Source organism: Pseudomonas sp. M1 (genome assembly GCF_022760135.1).
In the GTDB taxonomy this organism is placed as follows: Bacteria; Pseudomonadota; Gammaproteobacteria; order Pseudomonadales; family Pseudomonadaceae; genus Pseudomonas; species Pseudomonas citronellolis.
In genome coordinates this window covers 3,860,613-3,885,456 of record NZ_CP094343.1, presented here as the reverse complement: position 1 = coordinate 3,885,456, position 24,844 = coordinate 3,860,613, and the positions used below count along the sequence as shown (strand labels likewise).

At 68.0% G+C, this 24,844-nt stretch carries 21 protein-coding genes and 1 pseudogene; 17 read left to right on the top strand and 5 right to left on the bottom strand.

Annotated elements, in window-relative coordinates; translation table 11 throughout:
• Window positions 1–151: 151 nt before the first annotated feature.
• Both PM1_RS17160 and PM1_RS17155 read right to left on the bottom strand, forming a co-directional pair.
• Window positions 152–1,141: a FecR domain-containing protein gene (locus PM1_RS17160; RefSeq protein WP_009619855.1), complete on the bottom strand. Its 990-nt coding sequence runs from the start codon at window positions 1,139–1,141 to the stop codon at window positions 152–154.
• Entirely contained in the window at window positions 1,141–1,695 is a 555-nt protein-coding gene (locus tag PM1_RS17155; RefSeq protein WP_009619857.1) for a sigma-70 family RNA polymerase sigma factor, read from the bottom strand. Before PM1_RS17155 ends, PM1_RS17160 begins: the two co-directional genes overlap by 1 nt.
• A 221-nt stretch (window positions 1,696–1,916) precedes the next feature.
• Here PM1_RS17155 and PM1_RS17150 point away from each other — a divergent pair, with 221 nt between their 5' ends.
• Complete coding sequence (locus PM1_RS17150) at window positions 1,917–2,666, top strand: succinate dehydrogenase iron-sulfur subunit (protein WP_009619859.1); 750 nt, start codon at window positions 1,917–1,919, stop codon at window positions 2,664–2,666.
• A gap of 4 nt (window positions 2,667–2,670) precedes the next feature.
• On the opposite strand, the gene PM1_RS17145 is transcribed toward PM1_RS17150, so the two are convergent.
• Window positions 2,671–3,219 (bottom strand): DUF488 domain-containing protein, encoded by a 549-nt coding sequence (locus PM1_RS17145; protein WP_009619861.1) that lies wholly within the window; start codon window positions 3,217–3,219, stop codon window positions 2,671–2,673.
• Window positions 3,220–3,231: 12 nt separating this feature from the next.
• Window positions 3,232–3,441: a DUF2945 domain-containing protein gene (locus tag PM1_RS17140; protein ID WP_009619863.1), complete on the bottom strand. Its 210-nt coding sequence runs from the start codon at window positions 3,439–3,441 to the stop codon at window positions 3,232–3,234.
• Window positions 3,442–3,637: 196 nt separating this feature from the next.
• On the opposite strand from PM1_RS17140, the gene hemN reads away from it, so the two are divergent.
• Entirely contained in the window at window positions 3,638–5,023 is a 1,386-nt protein-coding gene (hemN, locus tag PM1_RS17135; protein WP_009619865.1) for an oxygen-independent coproporphyrinogen III oxidase, read from the top strand.
• Between the two features lie 94 nt (window positions 5,024–5,117).
• On the opposite strand, the gene PM1_RS17130 is transcribed toward hemN, so the two are convergent.
• Window positions 5,118–5,966: an amidohydrolase family protein gene (locus PM1_RS17130; RefSeq protein ID WP_009619867.1), complete on the bottom strand. Its 849-nt coding sequence runs from the start codon at window positions 5,964–5,966 to the stop codon at window positions 5,118–5,120.
• Window positions 5,967–6,475: 509 nt separating this feature from the next.
• Between PM1_RS17130 and mhpB the strand changes: the two genes are divergently transcribed.
• The 15 genes and pseudogenes from mhpB (at window position 6,476) to PM1_RS17060 (ending at window position 24,815) form a co-directional block, all read left to right on the top strand.
• On the top strand, window positions 6,476–7,423 hold the full coding sequence (mhpB, locus tag PM1_RS17125; RefSeq protein WP_009619871.1) for a 3-carboxyethylcatechol 2,3-dioxygenase: 948 nt from the start codon (window positions 6,476–6,478) through the stop codon (window positions 7,421–7,423).
• Window positions 7,424–7,435: 12 nt separating this feature from the next.
• Window positions 7,436–8,305 carry an alpha/beta fold hydrolase gene (locus tag PM1_RS17120; protein ID WP_009619873.1) on the top strand — a complete coding sequence of 290 codons (870 nt, stop codon included), beginning with the start codon at window positions 7,436–7,438 and terminating at the stop codon, window positions 8,303–8,305.
• 14 nt (window positions 8,306–8,319) lie between these two features.
• Window positions 8,320–9,114: a 2-keto-4-pentenoate hydratase gene (gene mhpD / locus PM1_RS17115; protein WP_009619875.1), complete on the top strand. Its 795-nt coding sequence runs from the start codon at window positions 8,320–8,322 to the stop codon at window positions 9,112–9,114.
• 128 nt (window positions 9,115–9,242) lie between these two features.
• Entirely contained in the window at window positions 9,243–10,175 is a 933-nt protein-coding gene (locus PM1_RS17110; RefSeq protein WP_009619877.1) for an acetaldehyde dehydrogenase (acetylating), read from the top strand.
• Window positions 10,172–11,185, top strand: coding sequence for a 4-hydroxy-2-oxovalerate aldolase (gene mhpE / locus PM1_RS17105; protein ID WP_009619879.1), 1,014 nt, complete (start codon window positions 10,172–10,174; stop codon window positions 11,183–11,185). Before PM1_RS17110 ends, mhpE begins: the two co-directional genes overlap by 4 nt.
• A 231-nt stretch (window positions 11,186–11,416) precedes the next feature.
• A pseudogene (locus PM1_RS31380) lies at window positions 11,417–12,700 on the top strand (HAMP domain-containing protein); the annotation flags it as partial.
• Complete coding sequence (locus PM1_RS31375) at window positions 12,683–13,396, top strand: methyl-accepting chemotaxis protein (RefSeq protein ID WP_446731349.1); 714 nt, start codon at window positions 12,683–12,685, stop codon at window positions 13,394–13,396. The pseudogene PM1_RS31380 and the gene PM1_RS31375, both read left to right, overlap by 18 nt.
• Window positions 13,397–13,617: 221 nt before the next feature.
• Window positions 13,618–14,676, top strand: coding sequence for a WD40/YVTN/BNR-like repeat-containing protein (locus PM1_RS17095; protein WP_024128391.1), 1,059 nt, complete (start codon window positions 13,618–13,620; stop codon window positions 14,674–14,676).
• Window positions 14,677–14,707: 31 nt separating this feature from the next.
• Window positions 14,708–17,095: an efflux RND transporter permease subunit gene (locus tag PM1_RS17090; RefSeq protein ID WP_009619886.1), complete on the top strand. Its 2,388-nt coding sequence runs from the start codon at window positions 14,708–14,710 to the stop codon at window positions 17,093–17,095.
• A gap of 93 nt (window positions 17,096–17,188) precedes the next feature.
• The gene (locus tag PM1_RS17085) at window positions 17,189–18,769 is read left to right on the top strand and encodes a DUF1302 family protein (RefSeq protein ID WP_043300269.1); all 1,581 of its coding nucleotides are present in this window, start codon (window positions 17,189–17,191) and stop codon (window positions 18,767–18,769) included.
• 20 nt (window positions 18,770–18,789) lie between these two features.
• Window positions 18,790–20,049, top strand: coding sequence for a DUF1329 domain-containing protein (locus tag PM1_RS17080; RefSeq protein ID WP_009619890.1), 1,260 nt, complete (start codon window positions 18,790–18,792; stop codon window positions 20,047–20,049).
• A 108-nt stretch (window positions 20,050–20,157) separates the two neighbouring features.
• Complete coding sequence (locus PM1_RS17075; protein WP_009619892.1) at window positions 20,158–21,264, top strand: alcohol dehydrogenase catalytic domain-containing protein; 1,107 nt, start codon at window positions 20,158–20,160, stop codon at window positions 21,262–21,264.
• Window positions 21,265–21,286: 22 nt separating this feature from the next.
• Window positions 21,287–21,823 carry a cupin domain-containing protein gene (locus PM1_RS17070; protein ID WP_009619894.1) on the top strand — a complete coding sequence of 179 codons (537 nt, stop codon included), beginning with the start codon at window positions 21,287–21,289 and terminating at the stop codon, window positions 21,821–21,823.
• Between the two features lie 426 nt (window positions 21,824–22,249).
• Complete coding sequence (locus PM1_RS17065) at window positions 22,250–23,254, top strand: AraC family transcriptional regulator (RefSeq protein ID WP_009619896.1); 1,005 nt, start codon at window positions 22,250–22,252, stop codon at window positions 23,252–23,254.
• Window positions 23,255–23,480: 226 nt separating this feature from the next.
• On the top strand, window positions 23,481–24,815 hold the full coding sequence (locus tag PM1_RS17060) for a Rieske 2Fe-2S domain-containing protein (protein ID WP_009619897.1): 1,335 nt from the start codon (window positions 23,481–23,483) through the stop codon (window positions 24,813–24,815).
• The last annotated feature ends 29 nt before the right edge of the window (window positions 24,816–24,844 follow it).

Sequence of the window (24,844 nt, the reverse complement as noted above, 5' to 3'; positions counted from 1 at the left end):
GACAAGGGTTGATGAGCGAAGACCCTCAACCGCCGATGCCATACGGCCCCTCGAGGCGCCGATGCGGCGATGTTTAACGTCTTCTCACTGGGTAAACCAGCGAGCGGGCGAAACCCGGAACCCTTTTTCCGATTTTTTTTGCCCGCCGTGCTCAGCGCCGGGCTTCGATGCTCGCCCACCAGGGCAGGGGCTGTTCGATACGGATCGGCAACGCCGAGGCCAGCATGCGCAGCACGCGCTCGGAGTCCTGGATGGGGAAGTTGCCATACACCCGCAGGTCGGCCACCTCATCGGCAACGCCGAGGTGGCCGTGGCGATAGCGGCGCAGCTCCTGCACCACCTCGCGCAGGGAGATGTTGTCGGCCAGCAGCGAGCCCTGGGTCCAGGCTTCACGGGCCGCGTCGGCGGCCTGGCTGTCACCGATGTGGCTGGCGCTGAAATGCGCCTGCTGGCCGGCCTTCAGCACGCGGACGGCGCCCTTGGCAGTGCGTATTTCCACAGCGCCTTCATAGACGGCCAGCCAGGTTCGCTCACCCTCGCAGCGCACGTTGAAGCGCGTGCCCAGCGCTTGCAGGCGCCCATGTCCGGTCTCGACGTAGAAGGGGCGCGCGCCCTTGGCGGTGGCGATGAACACCTCGCCGCGCACCAGCGTGACGCGGCGAGCCCGGGCACTGAACGCCCGGTCGATGGCACTGGCGGTGTTGAGCCAGGCGCGGGAGCCATCGGCCAGGGTTATTTCACGTTGCTCGCCGGTGGCGGTGCGGTAATCGGCGCCCCAGGCCATCAGGCTGGGCGGCAACAGCGCTTCCCGCCAGCCCAGCCAGCCGCACAGGGTGCCAGTGCTGACGGCCGCCATTGCGGTCAGCAGCCGGCGACGCGAATGCATGCGTTCGGCGGCGATACCCAGCGCATCGGCGGCCAGGTGCGTGTCGGGCCGGCCGCGCAGCGGCTCGAAGTTGCGGCTGACGCCTTCGACATAACGCCAGGCCTGCTCGTGCATCTGATCCGCGCCCAGCCATGCCTGCCAGTGGGCGCGCTGCTGGGCGCTGGCCTGGCCGTCACGCAGGGTGGCGTACCAGTAGGCCGCCTGCTCCAGCACGGCGTGCGAGGGCAGGGGGCTTTCGTGACCGGGGTTCGCCATCAGTAGAGCGGCTCCTGGCGCAACGCGGCAGCCGTCTCGCCGGCGCGCAACGTCAGGCACGCGAGCATGGCCTGGGCCACGTACTTGCGCACCATGCGCCCGGAAACCCCCAGCTGCGCGCCGACCTCGTCGTCGGTCATCTCGCACACCACGGCGAGGGTAAAAGCCCGTGCCGCCTTGGCGGACAGCGTCTGCAGCATGCAGCTGATCTCCTCCAGGGCTTGCAGCACCGCGGCCTGCCGCTCGGCGGAGGGGCACTGCTCTTCCGGCAGCGCCGCCAAGGTGTCGAGCCAGGCGCGTTCGATTTCCTGGCGCCGCCACAGGTTGATGCACAGATTCTTGGCGGTGGTTCGCAGGTAGGCGCGCACTTCGGCCATGCTGGCGAAACGCGGCTGGCTGGCCCCGCCGATCAGCCGCAGGAAGGTGTCGTGGGCCAGGTCCGCGGCATCGCTGGCGTGCCCCAGGCGCCTGCGCAGCCATGCCTGCAGCCAGCCGTGATGGTCGCAGTACAGCGTCTCCAGCGATGGGGGAGTGGCATAGGCAGATGAGCTCACAGACAGTCACCACGCCGCCGGGTGGTGTCCCGCGGCCATCAGAGTCTTTTGGTAAATGAGAATCGATACTAATCATCACATAGCTTGCCATTGGCCAGCAACTCGGCGCCGCTGCCGGCGCTGCTCGTATCGATGAGTCGTATAATTCCTGGGCTGCCGACAGAGGCTTGGCCAGATCGCCTGGAAGGTCCACGCTGGAGATCGGCTTGGAGGCGAGCGAGATGAAAGTCCGTATCTACCGTTATCTCCCGGAACAGGATGCAGCGCCGCGCCTGCAGGACTACACCTATGACCTGCAGCCGGGCGAGGACATGATGGTGCTCGACCTACTGGAGCACCTGAAAACCCAGGACCAGACGCTGACCTACCGGCGCAGCTGTCGCGAAGGCGTCTGCGGCTCCGACGGCATGAACATCAACGGCGCCAACTGCCTGGCCTGCATCACCAGCGTCTCGACCCTGCTCCACGGCGGGCAACTGCCATCCGGGCAGGCGATCAGGCCGTTGCGCGGCGACGTGGACATCGTCATACGGCCATTGCCCGGCCTGCCGGTGATACGGGACCTGGTCGTCGACATGCGGACGTTCTACAGGCAGTACGAGCGGATAAAGCCCTACCTCATCAACGACCAGCCGCCACCGGCCATCGAGCGGCTGCAGTCGCCGGAGGAGCGGGCCAGGCTGGATGGGCTGTACGAGTGCATCCTGTGCGCCTGCTGCTCGACGCAGTGCCCGTCCTGGTGGTGGAACCCGGAGCGCTTCATCGGCCCGGCGGGCCTGTTGAATGCCTATCGCTTCCTCGTCGACTCCCGCGATACGGCCACCGAGGCGCGGCTGGCGGCGCTGGACGACCCGTTCAGCGTGTTTCGTTGCCGCTCGATCTACAACTGCATCGCCTTCTGCCCGAAAAAGCTCAAGCCGCGGGCCGCCATCGGGCATATCGAGAGGATGCTGCTGAAGCGCGGTACCTAGCCGCTCACGCCGGCGGCGAACCAGTCGCGGGATAGACCACCGAGCCATCCGCCTGGACGACGGCGCCGGGCGTCAACCGGGCCGGCTCCAGGCGGCCTTCCCCCATGATGTGGAAGACCGCCTCGCCCCTGGCGATGAGGTAGTCGCTGACGATGCGGCGGTGGCAGCGCCACCACACGGCTTCCGAGCACATGATCGCGCAGCGGCGCTGGCGCCCGGCTTCCAGCAGGTGTTCCAGTCCCTCGTGGAACTGCTCCGAGAGCGCGTAGTCGGCATAGTTGTGGAAGCTGCGGTTGTCCCAGAAGCCATTGACCTGTGCGGGCAGGCCCCGGGCCTTGCCGCGCAGCCCGCCGAGCGCGGCCAGGTGCTCGTAGGCGATGGCGTGGCCGGCCAGCGCCCCGGGAAGCGTATCGGCATTGAACTGCGGGTTGGACGCGGAGCGCGGGACCTTGCGGATGTCCACGAGCAGCCCGACGTCGGGCCCGCGCAGCAACTCGACGAAGGCGTCGAGGCTCCGGTTGGAGTGGCCGATGGTGAAGAACGGAAGCTTCACGGGCCGCCAGCATCACACAAGGGTGAGGGCGCTGCCCTTGTGCGCCGCGATGTGGTCGGTCCTGTCGCTCTTGATCTCGTACTGCGGATCGTCTTCCGAGGCGTGATGGCGGTGGCCCTTGTAGTCGAAGTCGCGGGTATGGATGGCGATGATCGTCCCCGACACGCGGCCCGCCTCGGAGTTCCAGCTCACATGATCGCCGATCTCGAATCTCCTGGTCATCGTGCAGGCTCCTCAGGACGTTGCGCTAACCGCTGGCGCCGCCAGCACGGACAGTCTAGCCCGCCCTGGATACGCGAAGCCGAGCTGCGCCCGGCGGAAGTTCTTGATCCCGCTCAGGAGGCGCAACGCCCACATGGGTGTATCTTTGGACGGACGACTTGCAGCGACAGACTGCCAGCGTCCGAGGAGCCGTGCCATGTCTGAGTCGATGAGTTTCAACCGCGCGCTGGTCGAGAAGTACGATCGCCCCGGCCCGCGCTATACCTCCTATCCCACCGCGCCGCAGTTCCATGGCGCGTTCGCCGCCGACGACTATCGCCAGGCCGCCCGGTCGAGCAACCGGGCGCCGGCCAAGCCGCTGTCGGTCTACATCCACATCCCGTTCTGCAAGAGCCTCTGCTACTACTGCGCCTGCAACAAGATCATCACCCAGAAGACCCACCGCGCCGTGGAGTACCTGGACTACCTCAAGCGCGAGATCGCCATGCAGGCGGCGCTGTTCGAGGGTTCGCGCAAGCTCACCCAGCTGCACCTGGGCGGCGGTACGCCGACCTACCTGACCAGCGAACAGTTGTCGGACCTGATGGACAGCCTGCGCGAGCACTTCAACCTGGACGAGAGCGACGACCACGAGTTCTCCATCGAGGTCGACCCGCGCACCATCAGCCGCGAGCGCATCGCCGAGTTGCGCGCCCAGGGCTTCAACCGCCTCAGCTTCGGCGTGCAGGACTTCGACGAGAAGGTCCAGGCCGCGGTCAACCGCGTGCAGAGCGAGCAGCAGATCTTCGACCTGGTCCAGGCCGCCCGCGAGGCGCGCTTCAAGTCGGTCTCGGTGGACTTGATCTACGGCCTGCCGCTGCAGACGGTGGAGAGCTTCGACGCCACCCTGGGCAAGATCATCGCGCTGCGCCCGGACCGCATCGCCGCCTACAGCTACGCCCACCTGCCCGAGCGGGTGCGCGCGCAGCGGCTGATCCGCCGCGAGGACATGCCGCCGCCCGAGCGCAAGCTGGAGCTGCTGGAGCTGACCATCCGGCGGCTGACGGGGGAGGGCTATGCGTACATCGGCATGGACCACTTCGCGCTGCCCGACGACGAACTCACCGTGGCCCGCGCCAGGGGCACGCTGCAACGCAACTTCCAGGGCTATTCGACGCATGCCGACTGCGACCTGATTGCGCTGGGCGTGTCGTCGATCAGCAAGGTCGGCGACACCTACGGGCAGAACGTGAAGGAGCTGTCGCAGTACTACGCGCGCCTCGACGAGGGCCTGCTGCCGGTGCACAAGGGCTACCGGCTGACCGACGACGACCGCCTGCGCCGCGAGGTGATAGGCGCGCTGATGTGCCATGGCCGCGTGGACTACGCGCCGCTGGAGGCGCGCCATGGCATCCGCTTCAGCGAGTATTTCGCAGGCTCGCTGCGGCAGTTGCGGGAGCAGGTCGACGACGGGCTGGTGGAGCTGCGCGACGACGCGCTGATCCTGCTGCCCCAGGGCCAGCTGATGATGCGCAGCGTGGCGATGGCCTTCGACGCCTACCTGGGCGGCGAGCAGCAGGAGCGTTTCTCGCGCACGATCTGAGGCGGGCCACGGCGCGGCCCTGGCTGGCGGCCTTCCTATCGTCGCCCGCCGGGGGCCCGCTGCCGAGCGGGCTCCCCGGCGGGCTTCGCGCTACTCAGTCGAGCCCGAACAGGCGCGCGGCGTTGCCATGGAAGAAGCGCTCCAGGGCGTGTTCGCTCAAGCCCAGGCGCTGGGCGTCCTCGATGCTCTGGCGAATGGGCCTGAAGGTGTAGGAGGAGCCGAACAGCAACTGGTCGGCGAGGAAGCCGTTGGCGGCCTGCACGTAGGCTTCGCTGCCGGGCAGGAACAGGTACATGTCCGGCACCAGGTGGACGTTCTCGTAGCGGAACGCCAGGCCGATGGCCTGCTGCACGTTGGGCCAGAAGCCGTGGTAGACGACGATCCGCAGGTCCGGGAAGGCCCGGGCCACGGCCGCCAGGCGGCCGGGGTCGTTGTAGGCCGGGTCGGGCGTGGTCGGCCCGCTCATCAGGAACAACGGGGTGGCGCGCTTCTGCAGGTGTTCGTAGATCGGCCAGTACAGCGCGTCGTCCGGGTGCCGCGCCGGTTCGCCGAAGCCGGGCTCCAGGTCGATGCCGGCCAGGCCCAGGTCGTCGATCGCATGGTCGATCTCCGCGAGCGCGCCTTCCACGCCCTGCAGCGCCGGGTCCACCGAGCCGATGCCGAGCAATTGTGCGTGGCCATCCACGATGGCGTGGATCCGCTCGTTGGGCAGGTGCTGCGCCGGCGTATGCCGGCCGACCACCACGGCCTTGTGCAGGCCGGCATCGCGTACTTCGGCGAGGAATCCTTCCTGGGTCAGCGAGCGCTCGAAGTGGGCATCGTCGCCGCGGGTGCCGACGCGCCGGTTCAGCCAGCGCGCCGTGGCGTGCTCGGCCGAGCCGGGCACGGCGCCGAAGAACGGATGCAGGAAGGCCGGGCGGCAGCGCATGTCGATGATCTTCATGCGCCGTGCTCCTGTTTCCGCTCGCCGTGGGGGAGGCTTGGGTGGTGGCTGTCGCTGGAGAGTGGTGGGGCGCGGAATGCGTCCAGACTCATGTTGCTGTCCTCGTTGCTAGCTGGGGGAATCCGTCGTGGTGCCCCCGAAGCAATCCCCGTGCCACCGGGCGCCTCGGTGATTCCGGGGGCCGCGGGCTGGCGCCGGGCCTTTGCTGTTGCGCCTGCAACTGTACTGTCGGCTAACTGTCGCCAGGCCAACAGTTGGCCCGCCCCGCGGCAACCGGCTTCGGGCCGGCAGGGCCGGGTTTCTGCGCTATCGGGATAAGCCCCTCGGCCATGGGAGCGCGGGGCGGCGGCGCGCTTCCTATGATTCGGACGAATTGCCCGGATGCCCGTCCGTGTCGGCCGCAGAGGCCCGTTCCGGGCGTGACCGGGGCGTTGTCCGCTTGCCGAGCCCCTGGAGTGCCTGCCCATGAATACCCTGATGACCGTGACCCTCTGCCGCGGGTGCCGGTGATGAGCGTCCTTCTCCAATGCCTTTCGCATTCCCCGCTGATCGGGCACGTGGACCCCGCGCCGGAGGTGCTGCAGGAGGTCAATGACGTGGTGGCCCTGGCGCGTAAACGGATCGCGGCGTTCGCTCCGGAGCTGGTGGTGCTGTTCGCCCCGGACCACTACAACGGTTTCTTCTATGACGTGATGCCGTCGTTCTGCATCGGTGTCGCCGCGCACGCCATTGGCGACTTCGGCACCCTGAGCGGCCTGCTCAACGTGCCCAGGGAACTTGCCGAGGCCTGTGCCGGGGCGGTGCTGGAGGCCGGCGTGGACGCCGCGGTGTCCTACCGCATGCAGGTGGACCACGGCTTCGCCGAGCCGCTGGAGCAATTGCTGGGCGGGCTCGGGAACTACCCGGTGCTGCCCGTCTTCATCAATGCGGTCGCGCCGCCGTTGCCCAGCTTCCAGCGCGCCCGCCTGCTCGGCGAGGCCATCGGCCGCTTCGCCCGTACCACCGGCAAGCGCGTGCTGTTCCTCGGCTCCGGCGGGCTGTCGCACCAGCCGCCGGTGCCTCAGCTGGCCCAGGTGGATGCCCATATGGCCGACCGCCTGATGGGCAGCGGGCGCAACCTGCCGGCCGATGAGCGGGAGGCGCGGCAGCAGCGGGTGATCCGCGCGGCGCGGCTTTTCGTCGAGGACCCCGGCTCGCTGCATCCGCTCAACCCCGAGTGGGACCAGCAGTTCCTCGACATCCTCGCGCAGAACCGGCTGGGCGAGCTGGATGCCCTGGGCAACGAGCAGTTGTCGAGCATCGCCGGCCGCTCGACCCACGAGGTGAAAGCCTGGGTGGCCGCCTTCGCCGCGCTCTCCGTCTTCGGCGCCTACCGCGTGCATGACCGCTACTACCGACCGATTCCCGAGTGGATCGCTGGCTTCGGCGCGCTCGGCGCCGAACCCGAACCGAACTGAAGGAGGCCGCCGATGACCACCATGAACAGGGCGCCGAACGACGCCGACAGCAGCCGCTTCGCGCGCATCCGCGAAGGCGGGCTGGACCTGCAGCTGCACTACAACGACCTGGGCGAGGGCGCCGAGACCGTGGTGATGCTCCATGGCTCCGGCCCCGGCGCCAGCGGCTGGGCCAACTTCAGCCGCAACCTCGAACCGCTGCTGGCCGCCGGTTACCGGGTTGTCCTGATGGATTGCCCCGGCTGGAGCAAGAGCGACCCCATCGTCTGCCGTGGCTCGCGCTCGGACCTCAACGCCACGGCGCTCAAGGGCCTGCTCGACGTGCTGGGCCTGGAGCGCGTGCACATCCTCGGCAATTCCATGGGCGCCCACAGCGCCGTGGCCTTCGCCCTGGCCAACCCGCGGCGCGTCGGCAAGCTGGTGTTGATGGGCGGCGGCACCGGCGGCGCCAGCCCCTTCGTGCCGATGCCCACCGAGGGCATCAAGCTGCTCAACGGCCTGTACCGCGAGCCGACCATCGACAACCTGAAGAAGATGATGAACGTCTTCGTCTACGACGCCAGCGACCTCACCGAGGAACTGTTCCAGACGCGCCTGGACAACATGCTCAGCCGCCACGAGCACCTGGACAACTTCGTCGAAAGCCTGGCCGCCAACCCCAGGCAGTTCCCCGACTTCGGCTCGCGCCTGGCCGAGATCCAGGCGCCCACGCTGATCGTCTGGGGCCGCAACGACCGCTTCGTGCCCATGGACGCCGGCCTGCGCCTGCTCGCCGGCATCCCGAACTCATCGCTGCACGTGTTCAACAACTGCGGCCACTGGGCCCAGTGGGAGCACGCCGAACCCTTCAACCGCCTGGTGCTGGACTTCCTCCAGCACTGAACCCGAGGTGCCCCATGACCATCAGCCAAGAGACCCTCGAACGCCTGGCCGCCGACCTGCGCCGCGCGGAACAGCAGGGCGAGGCCATCGCGCCCCTGCGTGACGCCATCGGCGCGGAAAACGGCGCGGCCGCCTACGCCATCCAGCGCCTCAACGTCGCCCACGCCCTGGCCGCCGGCCGCCGCCTGGTCGGCCGCAAGGTCGGCCTGACCAACCCCAAGGTGCAGGCCCAACTGGGCGTGGACCAGCCGGACTTCGGCTGTCTGTTCGCCGACATGGCCTATGGCGACAACGAAACCGTGCCCTTCGACCGCGTGCTGCAACCGAAGATCGAGGCGGAAATCGCCCTGGTGCTGGAGCGCGACCTGCCCAGCGCCGACACCACCTTCGCCGACGTGTTGAACGCCACCGGCTGGGTGCTGCCGGCCCTGGAAATCGTCGGCAGCCGCATCGCCAACTGGAACATCCGCTTCGCCGACACCGTGGCCGACAACGCCTCCAGCGGCTGCTTCGTGCTCGGCGGCCCGGCGCGGCGCCTGGATGGCCTGGACCTACGCGGTGCGGCCATGCGCATGACGCGCAACGGCGAGGAAGCCTCCGCCGGCAGCGGCGCCGAATGCCTGGGCCACCCGCTCAACGCGGCAGTATGGCTGGCGCGCACCCTGGCCCGCCTGGACGACCCGCTGAAGGCCGGCGACATCGTCCTTACCGGCGCCCTCGGGCCGATGGTGGCGGTAGCCGCGGGCGACCGTTTCGATGCCGAGATCGACGGCCTGGGCCGCGTCGGTGTGACCTTCAGCCAGAGCTAAAAGCCGAAAAAAGCGCTGGAGGCTGGAGGCTGAACGACAAGCAGTCCCTGCCAGGGCGGAGGTCGGTGCTTTTTCGTCCAGCCTTCCAGCCTCCAGCGCTCTTAATCGAACGCTTTCCGAGGAATGCCATGAGCAATAAACGCAAAGTCGCCATCATCGGTTCCGGCAATATCGGCACCGATTTGATGATCAAAGTCCTGCGCAATGCGCAGCATCTGGAAATGGCCGCCATGGTCGGTATCGACCCGGCCTCCGACGGTCTGGCCCGCGCATCACGAATGGGCGTGGCCACCACCCACGAAGGCGTGGAGGGCCTGACCCGCCTGCCGATCTTCAATGAGATCGACTTCGTCTTCGATGCCACTTCAGCCGGCGCCCACGTGAAGAACGACGCGTTTCTGCGGGGCCACAAGCCCAACCTTCGCGTGATCGACCTGACCCCGGCCGCAATCGGTCCGTATTGCGTGCCGGTGGTCAATCTGGAGCAGCACCTGCAGGCGCTGAACGTGAATATGGTGACCTGCGGTGGGCAGGCGACCATTCCGATGGTGGCGGCGGTTTCGCGGGTGGCCAAAGTGCATTACGCCGAGATCATTGCTTCCATCGCTTCGAAATCGGCTGGTCCTGGCACTCGCGCCAATATCGACGAGTTCACCGAGACCACCAGCAAGGCCATCGAGGTAATCGGTGGGGCGGCGAAGGGCAAGGCGATCATCATCATGAATCCGGCGGAGCCGCCGCTGATCATGCGCGACACCGTCTACGTGCTGAGCGAAGCGGTCGATCAAGCCAAGGTCGAAGCCTCCATCGAGGAGATGGCTGCTGCGGTTCAGGCCTATGTGCCGGGCTATCGCCTCAAGCAGAAGGTGCAGTTCGACGAAGTCCGCGACCTGAACATTCCCGGCCATGGCCGTTTCTCCGGGCTGAAGACCTCCGTCTTCCTCGAAGTCGAAGGCGCCGCCCACTACCTGCCGGCCTACGCCGGCAACCTCGACATCATGACCTCCGCCGCGCTGGCCACCGCCGAGCGCATGGCGCAGGCAATGGGGGCTTCGGCATGACCCAGAAACTCTATATCTCCGACGTGACGCTGCGCGATGGCATGCATGCGATTCGTCACCAGTATTCGCTGGACGATGTGCGTGCGATTGCAGCAGCGCTGGATATGGCGAAAGTCGACTCCATCGAAGTGGCCCATGGCGATGGTCTGCAAGGCTCGTCCTTCAACTATGGCTTCGGCGCCCACACCGATCTGGAGTGGATCGAAGCGGCGGCCGACGTGGTGAAGCACGCGAAGATCGCCACCTTGCTGCTGCCCGGCATTGGCACCATCCATGACCTGAAGAACGCCTACAACGCAGGCGCCCGGGTGGTGCGCGTGGCCACCCATTGCACCGAAGCCGATGTGTCCAAGCAGCACATCGAATACGCCCGCGAACTCGGCATGGACACCGTCGGTTTCCTGATGATGAGCCATATGCAGACGCCCGAAGGTCTCGCTCAGCAGGCGAAGCTGATGGAGAGCTACGGCGCCACCTGCATCTACGTGGTCGACTCCGGCGGCGCCATGAACATGGACGATATCCGCGCGCGTTTCCGTGCCGTGAAAGCCGTGCTCAAGCCCGAGACCGAAACCGGTATCCACGCCCACCACAACCTCAGCCTTGGCGTGGCCAACTCCATCGCCGCGGTGGAGGAGGGCTGCAACCGCATCGATGCCAGCCTGGCCGGCATGGGCGCGGGCGCCGGCAATGCGCCGCTGGAAGTCTTCATCGCTGCCGCCGACAAGCTCGGCTGGCACCACGGCACCGACCTGTATGCGCTGATGGATGCCGCCGACGATCTGGTGCGACCGCTGCAGGACCGCCCGGTGCGTGTCGATCGCGAAACCCTCGCCCTGGGCTACGCCGGCGTCTATTCGAGCTTCCTGCGCCACGCCGAGGTGGCCTCGGCCAAGTACGGCATCAAGGCCGTGGACATCCTCGTCGAACTGGGCAAGCGCCGCATGGTCGGCGGCCAGGAAGACATGATCGTCGACGTGGCCCTGGACCTGCTGGCCGCCCGCGCCTGACCTCGACCTCGACCGTAGGAGCAGGCCCTGCCTGCGATTCGCGCGCAGGGCGCGCTCCTACACGGGAGCGCCGTGGCGGAAACACCACCGTAGGATGGGTTGAGCGAAGCGATACCCATCGCCATGCCCGCATGGGTTTCGCAGGTTCGACCCATCCTACGAAAAGCACGCCGTCGCGTTGGGCTGGCGGCCGGGACGACATGATCGTCGACATTGAATACGGGCCCCACCATGCTGGCCAACCTGTCGCTGAAGAGCAAACTGCTGCTGACCGTCCTGCCGCTGACGACGCTGATCTACCTGGCGACGGTCGTGCTGGTCTACCAGTCGAGCAAGACCTCCACCGAGGCCCTGGCCGAGGTGGCCGTGCAGGCCATCGTGCAGCAGCAGGCCGCGGAGATTTCCTCGTATTTCGATGGCGCCATGCACTCGGGCAGGGTGAGCGCGGACATGCTCGCCCGCGAGCTGGTCGAGGGCGCGCTGCCGGACCGTCGGCTCGGCGAGCAGCTGCTGGAGGCGCTGTTGCTGGACAGCCCCCAGGCCAGCATCGCCTGGTGGATGCCGCTGCACGCCGCCGCGGCGGATGCGCTGTGCTGGCTGCGTGACGCGCATGCGGTGCAGGCGGCGACGGCCGAGCAGTGCGCGGCCGTGCTCGAAACCCTGGGGGGCGCCGCCGGCGACCGCGAGAGCGTGGCCTCGCCCCGCTCGCCGGCGCGGGCCGGCCTGACCAGGGCGGTGATTCCCGTGCTCTTGCCGGTGCGCCAGAACGGCCACCTGGCGGGGCACCTGGGGCTGGGCCTCGACGCCGGGATGCTCCAGGCGAAGGTGGCCCAGCTGCGGCCGCTGGGCGTCGGCCTGGCGGCGCTGACGGCCAACGACACCACCCTGGTCGCCCACCCCGATCCCCGGCGCGTCGGGCGGCACACCGCCGAGACCGAGTCGGACTTCCTCGGCGACCACCTGCAGACGATGGTCGACGCGGTGCGCAACGGCAAGCCGCTATCGATCCGCTTCCTCTCGCCGGCGATGGGGGAGGAGGTGTTCATGCTGGCGGTGCCGGTCGCCATAGGCGCCACCGGCGCGCCCTGGTCGTTCGGCGCCGCCTTGCCCAGCGCAGCCCTGCTGGGCGGGGTGAAGGCCCTGGCGATTCAGCTGCTGGTGCTGGGCGGCCTGGCCGCGGTGCTGATCGGCGGCCTGGTCTTCTGGCTCGGCCGCGCCATGACGCGCCCCCTGGACGCGGTGGTCAAGGCCATACGCCAACTGGTGGCGGGGGAGGCCGACCTGTCCTCGCGCCTGCCGTTCGAGGGGCGCGACGAGCTGGCAGTGCTGGTCCGGGAGTTCAACCGTTTCCTCGACATCATGGCCGCCCTGGTGCAGGAGATAACCGCGACCAGCCAGGCCCTGCAGGGCGCCGCCCAGGCGCTGCAGGAGGAAAGCCAGGTCACCGGCCGCGGCGTGGACACCCAGCGCGACGAGATCGGCCAGCTGGCCACCGCCATGCGGCAGATGTCCCAGGGCATCGAGGAGGTGGCCGGCAACACCGACCAGGCCGCCCAGGCCACGCGCGAGGGCGACCAGGCCGTGGGCCACGGGCAGGCCACGGTCGCCTGCCTGAACGAGGCCATCGCCGAGGATGCGCGGACGCTGGAGCAGATCTGCACCCTGACCGGGCAATTGGAATCGGCCAGCGAGGACATCGGCACCGTGGTGGCGGTGATCCGCGACATCGCCGGTCAGACCAACCTGCTGGCGCTCAACGCCGCCATCGAGGCGGCCCGGGCCGGCGAGCAGGGGCGCGGCTTCGCCGTAGTCGCCGACGAGGTGCGGGCCCTGGCGCGGCGCACGCACACCTCGACCCAGGAGGTGCACCGCAGCGTGTCGCTGATCCAGGAGCGCACGCGAACCGTGGTCGGCATGCTCGAGAAGAGCCGCAACACCTCCCTGGGCAACGTCGCCAGCGCCCGCGAGGCCAGCGAAGCCTTGCACCGCATAACCCGGATGATCGGCCAGGTGCGCGACATGAGTCAGCAGATCGCCAGCGTGACCGGCCAGCAGGCCTCCACCAGCGAGCAGCTGTCCCACAGCCTGGCCTCAATCGCCAGCTCCGCCGACGATGCCTCGCGCAGCGCCGGCCAGGTGCGCCGCCGCAGCCATGACCTGCAGGCGCTGGCGGAGCGCCTGGGCGCCCTGGTCAGCCGCTTCCGCCTTTAGCCGTTCCCGCGTTGCCCCCATGGCCCGGCCCTCGCAAGCCGGGCCTTGTGCGTTGCCGGGAAGCCCTGGCGCACGCGGCGCGCAGTTGATCCAGGCCACTAATCTGCGCACAGCGGATAACCCCTGCAGTGGCGGGATAGTCCCCCCGGCACCCCCTTCCCTAGAGTGGAATCGCCTTGGTCGTCGGCCAGAAGACCATCCTTGTGTGCGAATCCAACGCTATGACAAAACTCATCAACATCGAAGCATCCTCCCCGCAGCAGGGCGCCCGCGGCCCGGGCCTGCCGCGCCGCGCGCTGAACGCGCTGGCCGTGGTGCTGCCCTGGGCGATCATCGGCGGCCTGCTCTGGGCGGGCCTGTTCATCAAGCCGCAGCCGGTCGGCGGCAGCGTCACGCCGCCGCCCCTGGAGCGCCGCGACCAGTTCTACGGCCTGGCCCAGCTGCCCGACGGCACGGTCCTGGCCTGCGGCTCCAACGGCAAGGTCTTGGCCATCTCCGCCGACGGCCGCATCAGCCGCCAGGAAACGCCCAGCGACAAGCCCCTGCAGGACATCGCCGCCTGGGACGCGAACCACCTGGTGGCCGTCGGCAACGACGGCGTCATCCTCCACAGCGACGACGCCGGCCGGCACTGGCGCCTGGCCGACGCGGTGCCGCGCTCGGCGGTGGCCAACAAGCTCAACCGGGTGCGGGTGGGCCCGGCGGGGCTGGCGATCGCCGTCGGCGAGATGGGCGCGCTGCTGGTCAGCCATGACTTCGGCGCCCACTGGCAGCGCCTGCGCGAGGAGGAAGACGTCGCCTGGAACGATGCCGCGCTGCTGGACGACGGCCGCCTGGTGGTGGTCGGCGAGTTCGGCCGCATCCTGCTCAGCCAGGACCTCGGGGCGCACTGGGAGGAGATTCCCGCGCCGGTGCCCGGCTCGCTGATGGCCGTGCGCTTCCGCGATGCCGCCAATGGCGTCGCGGTGGGGGTGGAAGGGACGCTGCTGGTGACCCGCGACGGCGGCCGCCAGTGGCAGCCGGTCGGGCTCGGCGTGCATGACCACCTGTTCAGCGTGATCTGGAACCCGGCGCAGCAGCAGTGGCTGGCCTTCGGCGCCCTCGGCCGCTGGGTCGCCGGCAGCGTCGGCGCGGGCGACATCGCCTGGCGCAGCGGCACGCTGGATGCGCGCGACCTGTCCTGGCACACCGGCGCGCTGTCCAGCGGCAAGCAGACCTGGCTTGCCGGCGACGGCATCGGCCGCTGGGACGGCCGCCACTGGTCGCCGCTGAAACCCTGACCTGCCTCGTCCACTTCTTCGAGACAACGAGATGATCGAACGCATTGCTGATTTCTGCATCCGCCGGCGTGCCTGGGTGGCGGGCATCCTCATGGCCCTGACCCTGCTGCTGGGCTGGTCCGCCCTGCACATCGAGGTGCGCACCGTATTCGAGGACATGCTGCCCTCGCGCCACGAGTACGTGCGCACCCACGAGAAATTCAAGGACACCTTCGGCGGCTCGAACATGGTCACCATCATGTTCGAGGTGGAGCAGGGCGACATCTTCCAGCGCCCGCTGCTGGAGAAGGTGCGCCAGGTGACCCTGGGGCTGCGCGAGGTGTCCGCGGTCAACCAGTACCAGATCACCTCGCTGGCCTCGAAGAAGCTCAAGGAGGTCCGCGCCTCCACCGAGGGCATCGAGAGCCGCCCGCTGATGTGGCCGGACGTGCCGGACAGCGCCCAGGGCATGGAGGAACTCAAGCAGGCGGTGCTGCGCAACCCGCTGGTCTACGGGCCCTACGTGTCCAAGGACCTGCAGGCGACGCTGATCACCGTGGACTTCATCGACCAGCAGGTGGACTACGCCAAGGTCTTCGAGCAGATCCGCGCGCTGGTCGCCAAGGTCGACGACGGCAGCGTGAAGATCCGCCTGGTCGGCGACCCCATCCTGTATGGCTGGGTGAACCACCACGTGCCGGAAACCCTGCACCTGGTGCTGGCCGCCGTGGCGGTGACCCTGGTCCTGCTGTTCGTCCTGCTGCGCACCTGGCGCGGGGTGTTCCTGCCGCTGCTCGCCGGCGTGGTCAGCGCGCTCTGGGCGCTGGGCATCTGCCACCTGTTGCGGATCAACTTCGAGCCACTGGTCATCGTGGTGGCGATGCTCATCACCTCGCGGGCGGTCTCCCACTCGGTGCAGATCGTCAACCGTTTCGATGACGAGCTGGCCTTGCTGCCAGCGGACGGGCCGCCGGGGGCGGTCTCGCGCCTGGCTGCGCGGGTGGCCCTGGCCGACCTGTTCCGCCCGGGCATGCTGGGCGTGATCGCCGACGCCGCGTGCATGGCGGTGGTCGCCCTGAGCCCGATCCCGATGCTGCAGAAGCTCACGGTGCTGTCGGTGGTGTGGGTCTCGACGCTGACCGTCAGCGCGGTGATCCTGACGCCGGTGATGCTGTCGTGGATCCGCCGTCCGCACAGCTTCGCCCATCCGTTTGACTGCCTGCCGGCGCTGCGCAAGGTGCTCGACCTGAGCGTCGCGGTGACGCTGTCCCGCGGCCGCTACCTGGTGCTCGGCGGCAGCCTGCTGCTGGTGCTGGGCGCCGGCTGGTACGCGTTCAACCTGAAGATCGGCGACGCCAACCCGGGTTCGCCGATCCTCTGGCCGCAGGCGCAGTACAACCTCGATTCCGCGGCGATCAACGGCCGCTTCGAAGGCGTCGACCGGATGTTCATCGTGCTCGGCGACGACGACCACCCCGGGCTGATCAAGAGCAACGAGGCGCTGCACGCGATGAACCGCTTCCAGCGCTTCATCGAGGCCCAGCCGGAGATCGGCGGCTCGCTGTCGCTGGCCGACGTGCTGCCCCACGTCAACAGCAGCCTGCGCGAGGGCAACCCGCGCTACCTGGAGCTGGGCGACGACGACGCCATCAACGGCAGCCTGGTGGCCATGCTCGACTCGGTGTCCGAGCCGGGCGACATGGACCGCTTCACCGACACCCAGTACGCCAACGGCTCGGTGACCCTGATGTTCCGCGACCGCCAGGGCGAGACCATCCGCACCGCGGTGGCGCGGATCAAGGAGTTCATCGCCGAGAACCCCCTGAGCCAGGGGCACTGGCAGCTGGCCGGCGGGGTGATCGGGGTGATGGCCGCGGTCAACGAGATCATCCTTTCCAGCCAGATCGAGGCCATCGCCCTGGCGCTGCTGGTGCTGGCCGTGCTCTGCACCCTGGTCTATCGCTCGGCGGTCGCCGGCATGCTGTTCATGGTGCCAGTGATCATCTCCAACATGCTGACCTTCAGCTTCATGGCCTGGAAGGGCATCGGCATGAACATCAACACGGTGCCGGTGGCGGCCCTGGGCATCGGCCTGGGGGTGGATTACGCCTTCTACATCGCCGACCGCGTGAAGGAAGAGATCGCCATCGGCAGCAGCCCCGAGCATGCCATCCGCCAGGCCCTGCACTCCGCGGGCATGGGGGTGATCGTCACCGCCAGCGTGCTGATCCTCAGCACCCTGCTGTGGTGGGCCTCGTCGCTGCGCTTCCAGGCCGAAATGGGCCTGCTGATGGCGATCTGGCTGAGCGTGTCGGCGATCTCCGCGCTGTTCGTGATGCCCTCGCTGATCTACGTCTTCCGTCCCCGTTTCATCTTCGCCGGGCAGCCGCACGCGGCTGCCTTGCAGGCGCTGGAGCCGGCCCCGCTGCAGGCCGTGTGAAAGCGAACGCACAACAACAAAACCAAAACCATGGCTTCTGGCCGCTCTTAACCTCTGGGGAGGTATCCGGTGAACTCTAGCGTCGACTCCTGCGTGCAACCGCGTGTTGCACTTCACAAGCTCGCCCTGGCCATCGCCTTGGTGCCGGTGACCGTGCCGGCCCTGGCCGACGACAGTCTCAAGGTCGATGGCTACCTGCGCGAGGAACTGTCCTGGAACACCAAGAACTGGGAGGACACCCCCGGCTACAGCGACGGCGGCAAGCTGTCCATGGCGCGCAGCACCGCGCGCCTGAACCTGGACTGGGCGGCGACCGACCAGGTTTCGGTGGTGGCCAAGCTGCGCGCCTCGCGCGAGGTCAAGACCGACTTCCTCAAGCACCTGGAGGACATGGGCGCCAACAATTACCACTCCGGCGAGCACGGCGACATCATGGACCTCTACGACAAGGAGGAAATCCGCGAGCTGTACATCGACTTCCCGGTCGGCGAACGCACCCGCTTCCGCATCGGCAAGCAGCAGATCGCCTGGGGCGAGACCGACTTCTTCGCCGCCAACGACCTGGTGCACGGCTTCGACTACACCTGGCGCAGCTTCCTCGAGCCGGCCAACGAGGAACTGCGCAAGACCAACAACATCGTCAAGGTGAACGTCGACGTGCCCGAGGCCGACGGTGGCATCGAGGCCTTCGTGCGGCCGGGGCTGGACCGCAAGCAGGACATCGGCAGCGAGCTGGACATCTACGGCGCGCGCTGGTCGAGCCAGCCCTATGCCGGCGTCGACTTCCGCAACATCGACCCCTACAACTACGAGAACAACGAAGGTGACTACCGCCACTGGACCGGCGGCCTGCGCTGGAGCGGCATGCTCGGCGACACCAACTACTCGCTGTCCTACCTGCGCACCTTCTACAACTCGCCGATCCTCAACGCCTCCAACAACCTGGCGCTGTTCGGCCTGCCCAATGTGCCGTCCGGGGCCGACACCGTCGGCACCGAGCAGACCAAGGGCCTGGCCGGCGAGGTCATCTACCCGATCGTCAACATCTACGGCTTCACCGCCAGCCGCTATTCCGACGCGGCCGATGCGGTGTTCAGCACCGAGGTGGCGTACATCAAGGACGCGCCGTACCAGATCGCGCTGCCGGTGCCGACCCCGCTCAGCCAGAACATCGCCCCGGGCTTCGACGGCTTCCAGACCAAGAACGTGGTCGCGCTGATGCTGCGCATGGACAAGAACATCGCCGCCACCCAGAGCCTGCTGGGCACCGAGAAGCCGATGTTCTTCTCCGTCCAGCTGTTCGACAAATGGGTGCAGAACTACGACTCCGACGACCAACTGCTCTACAGCGTCGGCTGGGGCGGCAAGGTCAAGGAACACTCGATCCTGGCGACCACCATCTTCGACCTCAGCTACGACAGCGGGCGCATCCACCCGCAGCTGGTGCTGGGCGCCGACCTGAGCAACAACGGCGGCTTCGCGGTGCCCTCGGTCACCTTCGAGCTGTCCAGCAAGTGGCGCTGGAAGGTCGAGTACGACGCCTTCTGGGACGACGCCTGGCGCGACGGCGACAAGTGCACCCCGGGCAACGCCGCCACCTGCGACAAGGCCACGCTGTTCGGCTACTTCCACAACCGCGACCAGCTCTACACCAGCCTGACCTACCTGTTCTGATCCGCAGTGGAGACCTGACCATGAAACGCGCACCACTCGCTTTGCAACGCACCCTGGGCCTGGCCATCGCCTGCCTGGCCCCGCTCCTGTCCTGCGCGGCCGAACTGGCGCCGGGGACGGTGATCTCCGCGGCCAACCTCGACCAGGTGAAGAACGACACCTTCGAAGGCCACAGCATCGCCAGCCTGCTGACCGAAAAGATGGAATGGCGGATCCGCAACACCGGCTGGAAGCTGCCGCTGGCCAAGTCCCAGGAGGTCAAGCTCGACCCGCGCTGGGTCAAGGCGTCCCAGGCCAACGCCGGCAAGTCGGTGATCAACAAGGAGGCCTGCCGGGTGGACAACTGGGGCGCCGGCGAGCCCTTCCCGAACATCGACGCCAAGGACCCGCAGGCCGCGGAAAAGCTGGTCTGGAACTGGCACCTGGGGCAGCTGGTGGGCGACGTCTCCCAGGTCCCGCAGTTCACCCAGCTGCTGATCGACGGCAAGAAGGGCATCCACGCCGAGCCGGTGGCCGAGTTCAGCCGCTATTCGATGAAGGGCCGCCTGACCGGCGAGCAGACGGTGGAAGGCGACGGCAGCGAGCGCGGCCGCCAGCTGCTGTACTTCAAGTCGCCCTCGGACATGAAGGGGCTGGGGACCTACACGCAGATGTACGACTCGGACAAGGTCAACGACGTCTGGGCCTATATCCCCGCGGTGCGCCGCGTCCGCCGCCTGTCCGGCGGCGCCTGGATGGACCCAGTCGGCTCCTCCGACCAGCTGCAGGACGATCTGGACGCGTTCAACGCGCGCCCCTGCTGGTATCCGCAGTACAAGCTGCTCGGCACGCGCTGGGTGCTCGCCGTGGCCAACAGCAAGACCGGCCTGTGGAAAACCGACGGCAAGACGCCGGTCGAGAAGTACTCGGTGCTCGACGACCAGCCGCCGTACTGGAACATGAGCAACAACAACTTCGAGCCGCGCGAGGTCTACGTGATCGAAGCCATCACCCCGTCCATCCACCCCTACAGCAAGAAGGTGCTGTACATGGACGTGAAGTACCCGCGCTTCTATTACGTCGAGGCCTACGACCGCAAGGGCGAGTTCTGGAAGTTCATGGAATTCCATTCCTATTCCAACATCGCCGACGGCGACGTGCGCACCACCGCCAGCGCGATCATCGACTTCCAGCGCAACCACGCCACGGTCTCGCTGATCGACACCGCGAGCTGGAAGACCAACTTCCCGGCCAAGGCCAGCAACTTCTCGCTGCAGACTCTGCAGGCCGCCGGCCGCTGACGGCGGGCTCGGAACGGTTTCAGTGCGGCACGGACGCCGCCCCCTTTTTCCTGCCACCCCGGGCCATGCGCCGCAACGGCGGCGCCGGGCCCTTCGGAGAACACGAGCATGTCGACCATGAAGGCCGCGCGCCTGCACGAGATCGGCGGACGATTCCGCATCGACGAACTACCCCGGCCGGCCCCCGGCCCCCATGACGTGCTGGTGAAGGTCGAGGCCAGCGGGATCATCCCCAACCTGAAGAACGTCACCACCCACTTCCCCGAGTGGTATCCCTTCCTGCCGCTGCCGGCGTTGCCGGCGACCTTCGGCCTGGATTCCGCCGGGGTGGTCGCCGCGGTCGGCTCGGCGGTCAGCGCCTTCAAGCCGGGCGACCGCGTCTACGTCAACCCCGGCGTCGGCTGCGGCGAATGCCGCCATTGCCGGCAGGGCGAGACGCCGCGCTGCTCGGCATACACCTTCCTCGGCTACTTCGGCTTCGGCCCCGGCTCGCAGGCGATCTTCGAGCGCTATCCCTATGCCGGCTATGGCCAGTACATGACCGCGCCGGCGAACAACCTGGTGCGCCTGCCGCAACGCCTGAGCTTCCCCCAGGCCACCCGCTTCGGCTACCTGGGCACCGCCTACTCGGCGATCCGCAAGTCCGGCCTGCGCCCGGGGCAGAGCATCCTGGTCCTCGGCGCTTCCGGCACCCTGGGCGTCGGCGCGGCGCTCCTGGCCCTGGCCTTCGGCGCCTCGCAGGTGCTGGTCGTCGCGCGTGACGTTGCCGCCCTGGAACGCCTGCGGGCGCTGGCGCCGCAGCGTATCGTGCCGATCCGCATCGGCGAGCGCAGCGTCCACGAGCAGGTGCTGGAACAGCTTCCCGGCGGCGTCGATGCCATGCTCGACACCCTCGGCGCCAAGGCTCCGGCGTCGCTCTCGGTGGAGGCGATGCAGGCGGTCGGCCGCGGCGGGCGCATCGTGCAGATCGGCGGCGTGGCCGGCCCCATCCCCATCGACCCGCATCCCTTCATGTGCGCGCAGCTGCAGTACATCGGCTCGCTCTGGTTCACCCCGGCCGAAGGCGAGGAGATGGCCAGCATGATCGACTCGGGCGTGCTCGACCTGTCCGTGCTGGAGGAGCGGGCCTATCCCCTGGAGCGCCTGAACGAGGCGCTGGAAGACATCCAGGCGCAGGCCAGCGGCTTCGTCAACTTCCACATCGCGCACGAATGAACGACCGAGGGAAGACTCGACCATGCAGGTAAATCGCATCGTGACCGGCCACGACAGCCGCGGCCTTTCGCAGATCGACAGCCAGGGCCCGCTCGCCGGCACCGAGCCGTTCGTCCACTCCCCGGGCTTTTCCGCGGCGCTGGTGTGGCAGACCGGCGCCGAGCCGCGGATCCTCGCCAGCCCCGGGGACCCGGCCCAGGGCGTGGCCTCGGTGCTGCCGGTGCCGGGCGGCACCAGCGTCATGCTGGTGACCTTCCCGCCGCAGCAGGAGGGGCCTGCCGAAGAAGTCGACGCCGCCGCCGCGCTCGACGAGATGCGCGCGCGGCTGCCGGGCATGGCGGAGCTCTTCGAGGCCGAGCATCCCGGCTTCCATCGCACCGACAGCATCGACTACGGCGTGGTGCTGGAAGGGGAGCTGCTCCTGGAACTCGACGAGGGGCGCAGTACCCATCTGCGCCAGGGCGATGTGGTGGTCCAGTCGGGTACCCGGCACGCCTGGCGTAACACCGGTAACACTGCGGCGCGAATGCTCTTCGTGATGGTCGGCGCGCGGCGCTGACGCGCCCGTCCGGCGAGGTGCGCCGAAAGCGGCCCAGGGCGCTGCCCTGGGCCAGAGAACATCATCCTAGAGCGCCCTGGGAAAAGGCCCCCGGCGCGTAGCTGCAAGACCTTTCCCGGCCGTCCGTTTCCATGGCCCGGCCTGGCCGATGGGCGTGCTTATTGCATCTGCATGGGAGGACGGCCCGGGATACCCGATGCGGTGACAGCGCGCCCCGGCGCTGCTGGCCCCGCGTACCGGCCGGGCGGCGCCCAGGCGCCGCCCGCCGCACCGCAGCGATGCGTGACGCACCCCGCTTGGGCTGCGCCGCAGCGGTCGGCCGGTCCTGGTCGCGATAACAATAATGGTGCGCGGTCCCCGACGCCGCGCACCGAATAAAACGTGAAAGCCTGCCCGGTCGCGTGCCCGGGCGGAGGAGGGTGCTATATGGAACGCCTGTTCTTTTCCCCCGCGGTACCACCGGACGTCGTCCTGTCGCGCTACGAAGTCTGTCGCACCCAGGACCTGGAGGAGGCCCGCAAGTGCGGGGAGCGCATATTCTGCGAGAACCGCCTGTCCAGCCTGGACGCCAGCAGCCCGGTCAACACCCGCATCTACTACCGGCGCCTGGGCAGCATCGGCATGGGGCGCATGAGCTATGGCGGCGACATCACCATCGAGCCCGGCGAACTCGACACCTTCACCCTGGTGCAGATGCCGATCTGCGGGCAGGAACAGATCGAGTGCGGCAACCAGCGCGTGCTTTCCAACGTGCACATGGGCTCGGTGCTCAACGCCCACCTGCCGTCGCGGATCAACCACAGCAACAGCACCGAAAAACTGATCATCCGCATCGACACCAGCCTGCTGGAGCGCAACTGCCAGCAGCACCTGGGGCGCATGTTGCGCAAGGAGCTGGAGTTCCAGCCGGCCATGCCGCTGGACACGCCCCAGGGGCGCTGCTGGATGCGCACGGTCGGCTGGATCTACGACAGCCTTTCCGCCGACGATGGCGAGCCCTCGCCGCTGCTGGCCGCGCAGTTCGAGCAGTCGCTGGTGAACGTACTGCTGGCCTGCCAGCCGCACAACTACAGCGCGGAAATGCTCGCCAGCGAGGGGCCGGTGATCGCCCCGTCCTTCGTCAAGAAGGTCGAGCGCTACATCGAGGAGCACGCCCACGAGCCGATTTCCATCATCGACATGGCGGAGCACGCCGGCGTCAGCAGCCGCTCGCTGTTCACCGGTTTCCGCCGCTACCGCAACACCTCGCCGATGCTGTACCTGAAGGAAGTGCGCCTGCGCCACGTCCAGGAGGAGCTGCAGCGCCAGTCCCCGGGCAACACCACGGTCACCGCCGTGGCCTTCCGCTGGGGGTTCAGCCACCTCGGCCACTTCACCACCGACTACAAGCGCCGCTTCGGCGAAAGCCCCTCGGAAACCCTGGCCCGTTGAACCCCGCGGACACGGACGTCCCCCTTCCCCGCACTGCCTTCCCGCCCGCACCTGAGTCTCGCCCAGCCCCTTTCCCCATGCCCCTGTAACCCCTGTGCTTTTTCTGCGCTGCGGGGATAACGCCCTCGGTTGCGGGAGCGTCAGCCGGGGAGCGGCTTTCTAGGATGGCCCGCAAGCGCGCCGCATGGCGCGGCGCCTGTCCAGTCAGCCAATGGGGAGTCCCTTCATGTCCGAGCAACCGATCATCCGCCGCCGCCAGGTCAAGACCGGCATCAGCGATGCCCGCGTCAACAACGCCAAGACCCAGAGCCAGTACCAGCCCTACAAGGATGCGGCCTGGGGCTTCATCAACCACTGGTACCCGGCGCTGTTCAGCCACGAGCTGGTCGAGGACCAGGTCGAGGGCATCCAGATCTGCGGCATCCCCATCGTGCTGCGCCGCGCCAACGGCAAGGTGTTCGCCCTCAAGGACCAGTGCCTGCACCGTGGCGTGCGGCTCTCGGAAAAACCCATGTGCTTCACCAAGAACACCATCTCCTGCTGGTACCACGGCTTCACCTTCGACCTGGAGAGCGGCAAGCTGGTGACCATCGTCGCCAACCCGGACGACAAGCTGATCGGCACCACCGGCGTCACCACCTACCCGGTGCACGAGGTCAACGGCATGATCTTCGTCTTCGTCCGCGAGGACGACTACCCGGACGAGGACGTGCCGCCCCTGGCCCAGGACCTGCCGTTCCGCTTCCCCGAGCGCAGCGAGCAGTTCCCGCACCCGCTGTGGCCGGCCTCGCCGAGCCTGCTGGACGACAACGCGGTGGTGCTGGGCATGCACCGCACCGGCTTCGGCAACTGGCGCATCGCCTGCGAGAACGGCTTCGACAACGCGCACATCCTGGTGCACAAGGACAACACCATCGTCCATGCCATGGACTGGGTCCTGCCGCTGGGCCTGCTGCCCACCGGCGACGACTGCATCAGCGTGGTGGAGGAGGAGAACGGCCCGAAAGGCCTGATGCAGTGGCTGTTCACCGACAAGTGGGCGCCGGTGCTGGAGAACAAGGAACTGGGCCTGAAGGTCGAGGGCGTCAACGGCCGCTTCTACCGCACCTCGGTGGTGCTGCCGGGCGTGCTGATGGTGGAGAACTGGCCGGGCGACCACATGGCGCAGTACGAGTGGTACGTGCCCATCACCGACGACACCCACGAGTACTGGGAAATCATCGTCCGCGTGTGCAACACCGAGGAAGAGCGGACCAAGCACCAGTACCGCTTCGACCGCGTCTACGAGCCGCTGTGCCTGCACGGCTTCAACGACTGCGACCTGTACGCCCGCGAGGCCATGCAGAACTTCTACTACGACGGCACCGGCTGGGACGAGGAACAACTGGTCGCCACCGACGTCTCGCCGATCACCTGGCGCAAGCTGGCCTCGCGCTGGAACCGCGGCATCGCCAAGCCCGGCCGCGGCGTGGCCGGCGCGGTCAAGGACACCAGCCTGATCTTCAAGCAGACCGCCGACGGCAAGCGCCCGGGGTACAAGGTCGAGCAGATCAAGGACTGACCGCCAGCCCGACCCGGCCTGCGCTCCAG